We start from the raw sequence: 13,449 nt of genomic DNA, 5'->3' as shown, positions 1-13,449 counted from the left end.
TTTTCTATACTCTTATCATATACTACACCTAAGAAAATTGCGACTTGTCTGACAAAAGGTCACAAAATAGTTTTATTTTCGCTATTGAACGAGTTCAATTGTAAGCACCACCTCGACTGTTGTCCAAAGAATAAATTGCTTCACTTTAAAACCATATTTAATATTGTCAATCATGAGCGTTTTGTTTTCGAGGGATTGAATGATAAAGCTTCTGGTTCTAGAAATCGCTCCGAGATCCTTGTTGAGAAGATCATTTAATTCGGTTTGAATTTCTTTCTTTAACTCGTGGCGCGTTAATGAGTTTAATGGTAGATCATTATCTTTCTCGAAAGTGACTTCGATTTTTTTGACGAGAAGAGTTTTTTCGATTTCTTTATTATTATAATTTACTTGATCATCGAGCAATGTTTGATTTTGGGTTTTTAAGTCCGAGATTTCAATTTTTTGTTCTTTAATCGTTGTGATCTGCTTTTCGTACATAATGCCGAATAGCATCAGAAAGAATAACCACCCAAAGATGACCCCTACAGAAAGACCTGCAAGAAATCGTTGCCACCCTTTTCTAGAATAAATTTGCGGAACTCTCATAAGGAAGAGCGTTCCTGAGTAAGCCAGTTAATGATCTCCATACCTGCCTGCGCCCCACCAAGCGCACAGAAAATCCATAAAAATTGGCGCATGATTTCATCTGGAGAACCACTGAGAAAACTTCTTTCCATGTTATTTATCGTATCAAATGTTCCGCCAATTGCTGCGGCAATCGCCCAGATTTTTAATCTTTGTGCAACGATATAGATCCAGTGTAGTGGTGGCTCACCAGAAAGGAATGCCCCGATTCCTCCGATAATTGACCCTCCAACAATCACACCAAATGCAACGAAAAACGCGATAATTAATGTTACGAGAGTTACTCTCTCCATTTTGATTCCTTCTTTCGTATCAAATTTCATGAAGTAACTTTTTCTGTCTTCACAGCACATAAAAAGTTGAAGAAAAAGTGTGTGATTATAAATCAGCCTATTTTTCGCTTTTAGTACAGCCTATGCAATTAGGAGAGAGGGATATGCTTGATAATGTTTGTTTGAGAAGGTGGAAGTATTTATAATAGAAAGTAATAGCAAATTGAGAGTGGGATTATATATGGAATTTGTGCATCTTCGTGTTTACAGTGAATATAGTCTGCTAGATAGCCCAAGTCGAATTGAATCACTTGTTGAATCTGCAATACAAAAAGGATTTCAGTCTATGGCTCTGACAGATAAAGGAACAATGTATGGGACAATTCCATTCTATAAAGCATGTCAAGCAAAGGGAATAAAGCCAATAATCGGACTAGAGGTAAGCGTTGGGGATGAGTCTTCTCTCCATCAGCGGGACCAACATTTGGATAACCTTGTTCTACTTGCTGTTAATACGGAAGGTTATGAGAACTTATTGAATATCAGTACGCAAATGCAAAGTACAGGGGGGCCACAACCATACATAGATAAAACAAATTTATTTGAAAGATCAGATGGTCTCATTGCCTTATCTGGGACCCTTCATAGTGAAATTGGAAAAGCCCTTCTTTATGAAGAAGATACGGTCGCCTTACAAATGGCAATGGAGTATCAACGTGTTTTCAAAGAGGGATTCTATCTCGAAATGCAGGATCATTCTCTTAGAGAAGAAAGACACCTTAACTTGTTAATTTCCAAGCTTGCCAATAAAGCGAACATTCCATTAACCGTTTCAAATGCGGTTCACTATATTAATCAAGAAGATGGGGAAGCACATGATTGCTTAAGGTGTATTGATACAGGGCAACGTTATGAAGAGAAAGACAAGGTGGCCTTACCTAATCATGAATATTATTTAACCTCTGAGGAAGAAATGAGAGAGCGGTTTAAGGGTTATGAGGAAGCTCTTGCAAACACAACTAAGATCGCCGCAAGATGTTCTGTCAAACTGAATTTCGAACAAACGCACTTACCCGTTTATCCAGTTCCTGACGGAAAATCGGCTTTTGAGTTCTTGAAGGAGATATGTATAAACCATTTAGCTGAGCGATATCACGATCCAGGTATACATGTGACGGACCGATTAGATTACGAACTTTCAATTATCAATGAGATGGGATTTAATGATTATTTCCTAATTGTTTGGGATTTCATGAAATATGCTCATGATCATCATATGATTACAGGTCCGGGGAGAGGATCGGCGGCTGGCTCTCTCGTTGCTTACTTATTGCATATAACAGATGTGGATCCTATCGAACACAACCTTCTATTTGAGCGCTTCTTGAATCCAGAACGAGTTACGATGCCAGATATTGACATCGACTTTCCTGATGTAAGAAGAGATGAGGTCATTGAATACGTTTACGAGAAATACGGACATGACCGAGTAGCCCAAATCGTAACATTCGGTACGCTTGCTGCAAAAGCTGCAATTCGTGACGTTGGAAAAGTATTAGAAGTAGATACGAAGCTTCTGGATGCGATGTCTAAAGCAGTTCCTTCAAGACCTGGAATGACGTTGAAACAGGCAAAAGAAGAGTCAAAAGCACTCATGGATCTCATATCATCTACCTCTGAAGGAAAACAGGTTTTTGACATAGCAAGTACGATTGAAGGGCTACCACGTCATACATCAACACATGCCGCAGGAATTGTTATTTCAGCTGAGCCGCTTACGAAACATGTACCTTTACTTGGTGGTCATCATATTAGTTTGACGCAGTTTCCCATGAACGATTTAGAAGAAGTAGGTCTTTTGAAAATGGACTTTCTTGGACTTCGAAATTTAACTTTAATTGAAGGGATATTAAATGATATCGAAAGTGAAACAGGCGTGCGCCCTTCGCTTTCTACAATTCCAATGGATGATCAACCTACCTTCTCACTGCTGCAAAAAGCTGATACAACAGGTGTTTTTCAACTTGAATCTGATGGCATGCGTCAAGTGCTGAGGAGGCTGAAGCCAACTGAATTTGAAGATATTGTTGCTGTTAATGCTTTATATAGGCCGGGTCCAATGGAAAACATTCCGCTCTTCATTTCAGGTAAACATAAAGAACGTTCAATTGATTATCTCCATCCAGATCTTGAACCAATTCTAAAATCAACTTATGGAGTTATCGTGTATCAAGAGCAAATCATGCAAATTGCATCAAAATTAGCAGGTTTTTCTCTTGGAGAAGCGGATTTATTAAGAAGGGCCGTATCTAAGAAGAAGCGTGAAGTTCTTGAATCTGAAAGAGAGCATTTCGTTAGTGGTTGTCTTGCAAAGGGATATCCTAGAGAAACTGCTGTTAAAGTATATGAGTACATTGTCCGATTTGCGGATTACGGATTTAATCGGAGTCATGCAGTAGCTTATAGCGTGATTGCTTATCAACTAGCTTATTTAAAAGCTAACTATTCACGTTACTTCTTTTCGAGTCTATTAACATCTGCAATCGGAAACCAAGATAGACTTGCTATGTATTTATCAGAAGCGAGACAGAAAGGCATGACGGTTCATCCGCCGTCAATCAACAAAAGCAAAGAAACCTTCACTGTTGAAAATGAGGCCTTGAGATTCGGTTTGCTTCCAGTAAAAAATGTCGGTAAAAATGCTATAGAAGAAATCTTAGATAAGAGGAATCACTTTTATAAAAGCCTTTTTGATTTATGTGCAAGAATTTCACTAAGAATAGTAAATAAGCGCGCACTTGAATCGTTGATATTTGCTGGTACGATGGATGAGTTCGGGGTAAGTCGTTCTTCGATGCTCGCTTCACTCGAAGGGGCCATGAACTATGGCTCTGAACAAAATGGACAAAAAGGTTTTTTTGAAGATGGTGAGGCTGAACCAGCTCACGAGAGCGTTCCCCCTTTTGATGAAAAAGAAATGCTTGCATTCGAGAAAGAAGCAATTGGGTTTTATTTAACAGCCCATCCTCTTGATCCCTATTTAGAAAATTTGAAGGGATACGTAAGAGATGTTACGAGGGACGCCATCAATGCTTCAGATCGAGCTCCATTAAGGTTAGCTGTAGAGGTATTGAAGGTCAGAAGTATTCGCACGAAGAAAGGACAAATGATGGCTTTTCTAACGTTGGGTGATGAAACGGGAGAAATAGAAGGAGTCGCCTTTCCTGATGTTTGGGAGCAATTGGAGAGTCTTTTATCGAGAGGGCAATTTCTTTACGTTGATGGTGTAGGGCAGAAACGAAATGATCAAACGAATATTATTATTTCTAGAGCGATGAAGCTAAGTGATGTTCAACCAAAGAAAGAGAAGAAAACCTTATTTCTGAAAGTTGAGCCTCACCATAAAAGTATGCTAAGTGAAGTGAAGGAAGTGCTTCGAAACTATGAGGGTGATGCAGAGGTCGTAGTTTATTATAGTGAAACAGATAAAACCGTAAAGCTCGGTAAAGAATGGCTTGTAAACCCTGATACTGACTGTCTTCACGCCTTGAAAAAATTACTTGGTGAAAACAATGTTGTGAAAAAGCCTCGATGAAAATCTTTACAGCTAATGGTGATTTGTTATAATGGTGAAAATAGAGTGGTCTGACCACTGCCCAATTGTACTAGGGAAATTGTTAACATCATCTAATGCTTCTGAAAAAAGGAGAGTGGGTTTATTGTCCATTACGAGAGAAGAAGCTCTACATATTCACAGAGTGAGACAAGGAAAACTAGAATCTAAATCGAAGGTGCCGGTTCGAAACGCTACGGATTTAAGTCTAGCTTATTCACCAGGTGTTGCAGAGCCTTGTAAAGAAATTTATGATGACAAGAATAAAGTATATGAATATACGATGAAAGGAAACATGGTTGCCGTCGTATCCGATGGCACAGCCGTTCTTGGACTTGGAAATATTGGGCCGGAAGCAGCACTTCCTGTAATGGAAGGGAAAGCAGTGCTTTTCAAAAGTTTTGCTGGTGTTGATGCATTTCCTATTTGCTTAAATACGACTGATGTAGATCAAATTGTGCAGACAGTAAAGTTAATGGAACCTACTTTTGGTGGTATTAACCTTGAAGATATTGCTGCCCCTAATTGTTTTGTAATCGAAGAAAGATTAAAAAAAGAAACAAATATCCCTATTTTCCATGATGATCAACACGGCACTGCCATTGTTACGGTAGCAGGGCTTGTCAATGCTTTGAAACTATCAGGTAAGAAAATGAGTGAAATTAAAGTCGTTATCAATGGTGCTGGAGCTGCAGGCATCGCCATTATTAAGCTTTTGAATCGTTTTGGTGTAAAGGATATCATTATGTGTGATTCGAAAGGTGCTATTTACGAAGGCCGTTCTTATGGAATGAACGACGTGAAGGCAGAAGTTGCGAAGTATACAAATCGTGACAAAGCAGAAGGGTCATTGAAAGAAGTTATTTCAGGCACAGATGTTTTCATTGGGGTTTCAGTTGAGGGAGCACTGACGAGAGAAATGGTCGAATCTATGAACGACGATCCAACTATTTTTGCAATGGCTAACCCTAATCCTGAAATCATGCCAAATGATGCAAGAGAAGCAGGAGCTAAGGTTATTGGTACTGGGCGATCAGATTTCCCAAATCAAATAAATAATGTTCTAGCGTTCCCTGGAATTTTCCGAGGCGCACTTGATGTTAGAGCAACTCATATTAACGAAGATATGAAGGTTGCTGCTGTACATGCTATTGCAGAACTTGTTGCTGAAGAAGATTTGAGCGCCGACTACGTTATTCCCGCACCGTTTGATCCACGAGTAGCACCTGCTGTTGCTGCTAGTGTAGCGAAAGCTGCGATGGAGACGGGTGTGGCTCGTATAAACGTAGATCCTGAATCAGTTAAAGAAAAGACACGTTCTCTCGCTATTATTGAAGAAGATAACGAGTAAGTGGGGAAGAGCTTGACTTTCTCACTTTTTTCTTGCATTTTATTTATGGAGAACATGAAAAACAGCTTATCTTCTAAACATTCATTTTGGTTAAGAGGCATTCACGGTTCCAAACCGCAAATGTCTACTTTTCCTATTTGTTTTCAGTCAGGAAAGGGTGTTGATTTCCCATGATGAGTCAGGGGAAAGTTTATCAGAATATCCTTCAGAAAATAAAAGCGATTATTTATAACGATGGTTTACAAACCGGTGATAAGCTCCCTTCGGAAAGGGAGCTTTCTGAGCGCTTAAATGCCGGAAGATCTTCCGTAAGAGAAGCGTTAAGATCAATGGAAATGCTTGGTCTAATTGAAACTCGTCGAGGAGAAGGGACATTTATTGCAAATGCTAGAGATCATCGACTTGTAGAAGTCATTGCCTCCTTTATTCTAAAAGATACTAAGTCTAAAGAAGATCTGTTAGAAACTAGAAGGTTAATTGAAAAAGATATTCTAAGGGTGGCGTGTGATCGAATCTCAGATGAATATCTTGATCGATTAAGAACTATGATGGAATATAAGGACAACTCTTCCGGTCGAAATATTTTTTCGACTGAATTTGATACAGCTTTCTTCCGAGTTATTGTTTCATCAACTCATAATCATCTACTCATGAGGTTATGGGGAGAGCTTGCGGATTACCATCAGACAATTTGGCACCAGTTAACTTTCCGCCCTAAAGAGTATTATGAATCCATGATTGATGCATTGACTTCTAGGAATAAGGAAAGTGCCATTTGTTTATTTGACACGTATGAAATAAAAAAAAGCGGAAGAATAGCAAATATGTTTGATATTGTGAAAGGGATGGTCAACTTTGTTAAAGGATCTATTCAACAAGAAGAAGAAGTATGCGACGGTTCCCTCAGATAAAATAAAACAAGATGTACCTGAAGGCATTATGACAAAGTGTCCAGGGTGTAAAAGTATTATTTATACGAAAGAGCTGGAAAAATCGCATAAGGTTTGTGTGAAATGTGGGTATCACCATCAAATGTCAGCCCCTGAAAGATTAAAGGATACGCTTGATACAGGTTCTTTTACAGAACTGGATGCAGATATGATTTCAGAAAACCCGCTCTCTTTTCCGGATTATGTTGAGCGTTTGGAGAAGGATCAAAAGAAATCCTCATTGAATGAAGCGGTTGTAACGGGTGAAGGAACAATAGATGGCTACCGAACAGCTATTGCAGTAATGGATGCACGTTTTCGAATGGGAAGCATGGGTTCAGTGGTAGGAGAAAAAATCACAAGAGCGATTGAGCATGCGCATAAAGAAAAAATCCCGTTTATTGTCTTTACTGCATCGGGCGGTGCTCGAATGCAAGAGGGTGTTTTGAGTTTGATGCAAATGGCGAAATCCAGCGTAGCGCTTAAAAGATTTAGTGATGACGGTGGACTATTCATTTCTATAATGACACATCCTACAACTGGTGGTGTATCAGCGAGTTTTGCTTCTGTAGGCGATTTTAATTTCGCTGAACCTAAGGCTTTGATTGGCTTCGCTGGTAGGCGAATTATTGAGCAAACGATTCGTGAAGATCTTCCAGAAGATTTTCAGACAGCTGAATTTCTCCTTCATCATGGTCAGTTGGATCGCGTGATTCATCGAGCTGATATGAAGAAGATACTCGGTCAGGTACTAATGATTCATGGAAATGGAGGTGAAGAATAATGGCACAGAGACTTGATTTTGAACGACCTCTCCAAGAGTTAGAAGATAAAATTACTGAATTACATTCTTTCATGGAAGAAAAGAATGTGGATCTTAATGATGAGGTTTCTCGTCTTCAAAAAAGACTTTCAAAAATGGAAGAAGAAATTTACGAGAATTTAACAGCGTGGAACCGTGTCCAATTGGCTAGACATCCTGAACGTCCCACAACTTCTGATTATATCGATCGTATTTTTGAGAACTTTCTTGAATTGCATGGTGATCGACTGTTTGGTGATGACGAAGCGATTGTAGGTGGTATTGCAACCTTTGAAGGAAAACCTGTTACGGTTATCGGCCATCAGCGTGGTAAAGATACAAAAGAGAATCTTAGACGAAATTTTGGAATGCCACATCCTGAAGGCTATCGTAAAGCGCTTCGTCTCATGAAACAAGCCGAAAAATTTCAACGTCCCGTTATTTTTCTCCTAGATACTAAAGGAGCGTTTCCTGGTAAGGCAGCGGAAGAAAGAGGGCAAAGTGAAGCGATTGCACGTAACTTGATTGAAATGGCGGGGCTAACCGTTCCAATCATTTGCATTGTTATTGGAGAAGGTGCGAGTGGAGGTGCGTTAGCGATTGGCGTAGGTAATCACGTGCACATGCTTGAAAATTCATGGTATTCCGTTATTTCTCCTGAAGGAGCTGCGGCTTTGTTGTGGAAGGATTCTGGTTTAGCTCAGCAGGCAGCTGATACTATGAAAATCACGGCGCCAGATTTGAAAGAACTAAATGTCATTGATGAGATTATCCCTGAAGTAAAGGGAGGGGCTCATCGGAATATGGAAGAACAGGCGAAGGCGATTCAATCGGCACTTGTCAAATCACTTGAAGAACTGACACAACTTTCCAAACAGGAGCTTGTGAATCAACGCTATGAAAAATACAGAAATATCGGACAATATACGTTTGTAACCGATACCATTGGCTTAAAATAAGGAAAGTGCTTTCTCGTTATAGAGAAAGCACTTTTTTGCGATGTAGCTTAGCTATTGTATTCAACGACCGTATTTGATATTTTAATAACACAAAGAATTAATGAGGTGAACAGTTATGAAACGTATTGGTGTACTAACCAGCGGAGGAGACTCACCAGGAATGAACGCTGCTATTCGAGCTGTCGTTCGAAAAGCAATCTACCATGATATTGAAGTTTATGGGATCTACCACGGATATACCGGGTTGATTAATGGAAATATAGAGAAAATGGAAATCGGTTCTGTAGCTGATATTATCCATCGTGGCGGTACAATGTTATATTCTGCTCGCTGCCCTGAATTTAAGACACTTGAAGGTCAACTGAAGGGTGTAGAGAACTTAAAGAAATTTGGTATTGAGGGTCTAGTCGTAATCGGAGGAGATGGATCCTACCGTGGAGCTCAGAAATTAACTGGTCATGGCTTCCCGACGATTGGAATTCCAGGAACGATTGATAATGACATCCCTGGAACAGACTTTACGATTGGTTTTGATACAGCACTAAATACAGTTATTCAAGCTATTGATAAAATTCGTGACACGGCGACATCTCATGAGCGTACATATGTGATCGAGGTAATGGGACGTGACGCAGGAGATATCGCTCTTTGGTCAGGTCTGGCTGACGGTGCTGAATCAATCCTCATTCCTGAGGAGAAGTTCGAGTTGTCCGATATCTTGAGTCGTCTGAAGCGCGGCCATGATCGCGGAAAACGTCACAGTATTATTGTTGTTGCTGAAGGTGTTGGAAGTGGTGTTGAAATTGGGAAACAAATCCAAGAAGAGATGAACATGGAAACACGTGTAACCGTTCTTGGTCACGTTCAACGTGGTGGTTCACCAACTGCTTCGGACCGAGTTCTAGCAAGCCGTCTTGGAGCACGTGCTGTTGAACTTCTACTTGAAGGAGCAGAAGGGCGAACAGTTGGTATTCAGAACAACCAAATTGTTGATATGGATATTAACGAAGCACTCGCTCTACCACATGAAGTCAATCAAAAAATGTGTCAGCTTGCAAAGGAATTATCTATTTAAAAAGACCTTAAGTGGTTCACCCCTTTAAACATAAGGGGTGTATCGTAATGTCTGAAAATGTTACATAACATAGTTGTTATGAAGAAAACTAATTGAAGCATAGCTTTTTAGGAGGAGACAGACCCATGCGCAAAACTAAGATTGTCTGTACGATTGGACCAGCAAGTGAAAATGAACAAACTCTAGAAAAATTGATTAATGCAGGGATGAACGTTGCTCGTTTGAATTTCTCACATGGTGATTTTGAAGAACACGGTAATCGTATTAAATCAATCCGTGCAGTTGCTGAAAAGCTCGGAAAAAACGTTGCGATCCTTTTAGATACAAAAGGCCCGGAAATCCGCACGAACAATATGGAGAACGGTGGGATCGATCTTGAGGCTGGTCAACAGCTTATCGTTTCTATGGAAGAAGTACTTGGTACAACAGAGAAAATCTCTGTCACATATCCTGACCTTGTTAATGATGTTCATGTTGGATCTAAGATTTTACTTGATGATGGATTGATTGAACTTGAAGTAAAGCAAATTGAGAAGAATGAACTTTATACTGAGGTTCTAAATAATGGAACATTGAAAAACAAAAAGGGTGTTAACGTACCAAACGTGAGCGTTAACCTTCCTGGTATTACAGATAAGGATGCTGCAGATATTGAATTCGGCATTGAACAGGGTGTAGACTTTATTGCTGCGTCATTCGTTCGTCGAGTATCCGATGTTCTTGATATCCGTAAACTTCTTGAGAAGCATAAAGCAACTGACATTCAAATTATCCCTAAGATTGAAAACCGTGAAGGTGTTGATAACATCGATTCCATCCTTGAGATTTCAGATGGTTTAATGGTTGCTCGTGGTGACCTAGGTGTTGAAATTCCTGCTGAAGAAGTACCTCTTGTACAAAAGCAGCTTATTAAAAAGTGTAATGCACTTGGAAAGCCTGTTATTACTGCAACACAAATGCTTGATTCTATGCAGCGTAATCCTCGTCCAACTCGTGCGGAAGCGAGTGACGTTGCCAATGCTATTCTTGATGGCACAGATGCAATCATGCTTTCAGGTGAAACAGCTGCAGGATCTTATCCGGTAGAAGCTGTTCAAACTATGCATAACATTGCTTCTTATACTGAAAAATCATTAAACTTCCGTGAGCTTCTTTCTGTAAGAAGTAAAGAAACAGAAACAAATACAACAAATGCGATTAGTGAATCAGTAGCTCACACAGCTTATAACTTAAACGTCCCAGCAATTATTACAGCTACTGAGAGCGGACATACAGCGCGTATGATTGCTAAATACCGTCCGAAGGCACCGATTGTAGCTGTAACAAATACGGCTAGCGTATGCCGCAAGCTTGCTCTTGTATGGGGCGTTCATGCACAAGAAGGACACAAAGTATCAACAACAGACGAAATGCTAGAAGTTGCAGTTGACGCTTCAATCCAGTCTGGAATTGTAAATCACGGAGATACAGTTGTTATTACTGCTGGTGTTCCAGTTGGAGAATCTGGTACAACGAACTTGATGAAAGTTCACGTTATCGGTGATATTCTTGCAAAAGCTCAAGGAATTGGGAAAACATCTATTTCAGGAAGAATCGCTATCGCAAAAAATGCTCAAGAGGCGATTGATAAAGCAGATGGAAACACAATTCTAGTTACGATTGGCTCTGATAAAGATATGGTTCCTGCTCTAGAGAAGGCAGCAGGACTTATTACAGAAGAAGGCGGACTTACTTGCCATGCTGCAGTTGTAGGTCTTAGTCTTGGACTACCTGTCGTAGTTGGTCTTGAAAATGCGACACAACTATTCGAAGAAGGTCAACAAGTAACACTTGATGCAACGACTGGAATTATTTACAACGGGAAAGCAAGCATTCTATAAGCAAGATTGAAACTTTTAAAAGGCTGTCGAGAAAATCGACAGCCTTTATTATTTAACTTATTTTGGGTATTCTTCACTGGGGATTAGGTTAATGGTGCAATTGAGTTCGAAAATTATTTCAAATCACGTATAATAGTGTTAACGGGACAATTTCCCGATTATGATTGAGGGAGCTATGTCATGTTTCGTATTTTGTTGCTTTTTATTATTATCGTTCCAGCTCTAGAGATCGCTTTGTTACTTCTGTCAGGAAGAACACTGGGACTTATTCCGACAGTATTATTGATTATTGGTACAGGGATTCTAGGGGCGTGGCTTGCGCGTAAAGAAGGGGCAGAAACGATCCAAAAGGTTAACAGACAAATGCAATCAGGCCAGATGCCTGGAGATGCTATTCTAGATGGTCTATGCATACTCGTAGGTGGTGTCGTTCTACTCACACCAGGCTTCATCACAGATGCAACAGGATTTTTACTTCTCATCCCGGCAACGAGAAAACCTTTTAAGAGATGGATTAAGAAATTCCTTGAACGTCGAATGAATAATGGTCAGTTTATGTTTATTAGAAGGTAAAAATTCTGCCTTAGAAACGTATAATGAAATGTCCTTAAGGAGCTTGAATACATATTCAAGCTCCTTTTCTATTGGAAGAAATAAAGTGTGATTTGACATTGTATAAACAAGTAAATTATATTAATTGATAGATCAATGGTTGACCTATCAATTAATTAAGGTTTTATTGTTGACATCAAGGAACTCATCTAGTATATTAGTTGATGAGTCAACGATTGACCCATCAACTGATTGAAGGAGGAGGATGCGTTGAAGAATTCTTGTTCAAATGAAGGCGAAATTTTATATCAGTTAAATGATATTTACAAGCAAATGAGCCCTAAATTCGAACGATGCACCGGCATCAGTCAGTCTCGCTTAGAGCTCCTGCATAAATTGTTTGAGGTTGATGAAATTAGCCAAACAGCATTGCAGAAAGAAGTGAATATTGATAGCGCTGCTGTAACGAGACATTTAAAGCAGTTGGAAGTGAAAAAAATGGTTGCTCGTCGTAAAAATCCAGATGATAACCGGTTTACCTTCGTGAGGTTAACAGAAGAAGGCAGAGATCGAATTGCATCTTTTCGGAAAGAGAAAGAGCAATTCATTCAAAAGGTACTAAAAGATTTTACTGAGCAGGAACAATCAGAATTATCGAATATGCTTAACCGTATTCAAAATAACATTAAAGATATTCAATACTAACTAGAAAAGTACTAAGGAGAATTAACGATGAATGCAACGAAAATAAATGACTTTAACGAAATTATTACAGGGCGCCGCTCAATCCGCCATTATGATCCATCCGTGAAAATAAGTAAAGAAGAGATGACTGAAATACTAACTGAAGCAACACTCGCACCCTCTTCAGTGAACCTTCAACCATGGCGTTTTGTCGTTATTGATAGCGAAGAAGGAAAGGCGACATTAGCACCACTTGCTAAATTCAACCAGTCTCAAGTTGAAACTTCTTCAGCAATGATTGCCGTTTTTGTTGATATGAACAGCCTGGACTATGCTGATGAAATTTATGACACTGCTGTACAAAAAGGGTATATGCCTGCAGAAGTTAGAGATCAGCAGCTTCCAGCGATTAAAGGGTTGTTAGAAGGAATGTCAACAGAGCAGTTTAGAGAAATGAACATCATTGATGGTGGTTTGGTATCCATGCAGTTAATGCTTGCTGCACGTGCACACGGTTATGACACCAATCCAATTGGAGGATATGAGAAAGCTCAAATCGCTGAAGCTTACGGTATGGATAAAGAGCGTTACTACCCAGTTATGTTGCTTTCAATTGGTAAAGCAGCAAATGAAGGCTACAAATCTGTACGCTTACCTATTGAATCGATTGCAGAGTGGAAATAAAAAATTTAAAATTGAAAAGAG

The 13,449-nt window shown here is 39.5% G+C and carries 12 protein-coding genes; 10 read left to right on the top strand and 2 right to left on the bottom strand.

Going from position 1 to position 13,449, the window contains the following annotated elements:
- Positions 1-81: 81 nt before the first annotated feature.
- Positions 82-588, bottom strand: a complete 507-nt coding sequence (gene ytrI / locus ACIFPW_RS01245) for a sporulation membrane protein YtrI (RefSeq protein WP_194219293.1) — start codon at positions 586-588, stop codon at positions 82-84.
- Positions 585-920, bottom strand: coding sequence for a YtrH family sporulation protein (locus ACIFPW_RS01240; protein ID WP_194219635.1), 336 nt, complete (start codon positions 918-920; stop codon positions 585-587). The genes ytrI and ACIFPW_RS01240 overlap by 4 nt, the downstream gene beginning before the upstream one ends.
- Before the next feature lie 220 nt (positions 921-1,140).
- Here ACIFPW_RS01240 and ACIFPW_RS01235 point away from each other — a divergent pair, with 220 nt between their 5' ends.
- The 10 genes from ACIFPW_RS01235 (at position 1,141) to ACIFPW_RS01190 (ending at position 13,428) form a co-directional block, all read left to right on the top strand.
- Positions 1,141-4,494 carry a DNA polymerase III subunit alpha gene (locus ACIFPW_RS01235; protein ID WP_430241420.1) on the top strand — a complete coding sequence of 1,118 codons (3,354 nt, stop codon included), beginning with the start codon at positions 1,141-1,143 and terminating at the stop codon, positions 4,492-4,494.
- Between the two features lie 124 nt (positions 4,495-4,618).
- Positions 4,619-5,863 carry an NAD(P)-dependent malic enzyme gene (locus ACIFPW_RS01230; RefSeq protein WP_430241481.1) on the top strand — a complete coding sequence of 415 codons (1,245 nt, stop codon included), beginning with the start codon at positions 4,619-4,621 and terminating at the stop codon, positions 5,861-5,863.
- A 173-nt stretch (positions 5,864-6,036) separates the two neighbouring features.
- Complete coding sequence (locus ACIFPW_RS01225) at positions 6,037-6,774, top strand: FadR/GntR family transcriptional regulator (RefSeq protein WP_430241418.1); 738 nt, start codon at positions 6,037-6,039, stop codon at positions 6,772-6,774.
- On the top strand, positions 6,719-7,576 hold the full coding sequence (accD, locus tag ACIFPW_RS01220) for an acetyl-CoA carboxylase, carboxyltransferase subunit beta (protein ID WP_430241416.1): 858 nt from the start codon (positions 6,719-6,721) through the stop codon (positions 7,574-7,576). The genes ACIFPW_RS01225 and accD overlap by 56 nt, the downstream gene beginning before the upstream one ends.
- The gene (gene accA / locus ACIFPW_RS01215) at positions 7,576-8,553 is read left to right on the top strand and encodes an acetyl-CoA carboxylase carboxyl transferase subunit alpha (protein WP_404681375.1); all 978 of its coding nucleotides are present in this window, start codon (positions 7,576-7,578) and stop codon (positions 8,551-8,553) included. Before accD ends, accA begins: the two co-directional genes overlap by 1 nt.
- A gap of 115 nt (positions 8,554-8,668) precedes the next feature.
- On the top strand, positions 8,669-9,628 hold the full coding sequence (gene pfkA, locus ACIFPW_RS01210) for a 6-phosphofructokinase (protein ID WP_226614638.1): 960 nt from the start codon (positions 8,669-8,671) through the stop codon (positions 9,626-9,628).
- A 125-nt stretch (positions 9,629-9,753) separates the two neighbouring features.
- Positions 9,754-11,508, top strand: coding sequence for a pyruvate kinase (gene pyk / locus ACIFPW_RS01205; protein WP_430241414.1), 1,755 nt, complete (start codon positions 9,754-9,756; stop codon positions 11,506-11,508).
- Positions 11,509-11,688: 180 nt separating this feature from the next.
- Positions 11,689-12,081, top strand: coding sequence for an FxsA family protein (locus tag ACIFPW_RS01200; protein ID WP_194219301.1), 393 nt, complete (start codon positions 11,689-11,691; stop codon positions 12,079-12,081).
- A 249-nt stretch (positions 12,082-12,330) separates the two neighbouring features.
- The gene (locus ACIFPW_RS01195) at positions 12,331-12,765 is read left to right on the top strand and encodes a MarR family winged helix-turn-helix transcriptional regulator (RefSeq protein WP_430241413.1); all 435 of its coding nucleotides are present in this window, start codon (positions 12,331-12,333) and stop codon (positions 12,763-12,765) included.
- Between the two features lie 27 nt (positions 12,766-12,792).
- Positions 12,793-13,428 carry a nitroreductase family protein gene (locus ACIFPW_RS01190; RefSeq protein ID WP_430241411.1) on the top strand — a complete coding sequence of 212 codons (636 nt, stop codon included), beginning with the start codon at positions 12,793-12,795 and terminating at the stop codon, positions 13,426-13,428.
- The last annotated feature ends 21 nt before the right edge of the window (positions 13,429-13,449 follow it).

This window comes from Pseudalkalibacillus sp. NRS-1564 (assembly GCF_050467905.1).
GTDB lineage: Bacteria > Bacillota > Bacilli > Bacillales > Guptibacillaceae > Guptibacillus > Guptibacillus hwajinpoensis_B.
This window is presented reverse-complemented; position numbering and strand designations above follow the sequence as displayed.

What these genes read in the sequence shown, in the direction of transcription:
- ytrI (WP_194219293.1), bottom strand. Translation starts at nt 588, where the DNA reads ATGAGAGTTCCGCAAATTTATTCTAGAAAAGGGTGGCAACGATTTCTT.
- ACIFPW_RS01240 (WP_194219635.1), bottom strand. Translation starts at nt 920, where the DNA reads ATGGAGAGAGTAACTCTCGTAACATTAATTATCGCGTTTTTCGTTGCA.
- ACIFPW_RS01235 (WP_430241420.1), top strand. Translation starts at nt 1,141, where the DNA reads ATGGAATTTGTGCATCTTCGTGTTTACAGTGAATATAGTCTGCTAGAT.
- ACIFPW_RS01225 (WP_430241418.1), top strand. Translation starts at nt 6,037, where the DNA reads ATGAGTCAGGGGAAAGTTTATCAGAATATCCTTCAGAAAATAAAAGCG.
- accA (WP_404681375.1), top strand. Translation starts at nt 7,576, where the DNA reads ATGGCACAGAGACTTGATTTTGAACGACCTCTCCAAGAGTTAGAAGAT.
- pfkA (WP_226614638.1), top strand. Translation starts at nt 8,669, where the DNA reads ATGAAACGTATTGGTGTACTAACCAGCGGAGGAGACTCACCAGGAATG.
- pyk (WP_430241414.1), top strand. Translation starts at nt 9,754, where the DNA reads ATGCGCAAAACTAAGATTGTCTGTACGATTGGACCAGCAAGTGAAAAT.
- ACIFPW_RS01200 (WP_194219301.1), top strand. Translation starts at nt 11,689, where the DNA reads ATGTTTCGTATTTTGTTGCTTTTTATTATTATCGTTCCAGCTCTAGAG.
- ACIFPW_RS01190 (WP_430241411.1), top strand. Translation starts at nt 12,793, where the DNA reads ATGAATGCAACGAAAATAAATGACTTTAACGAAATTATTACAGGGCGC.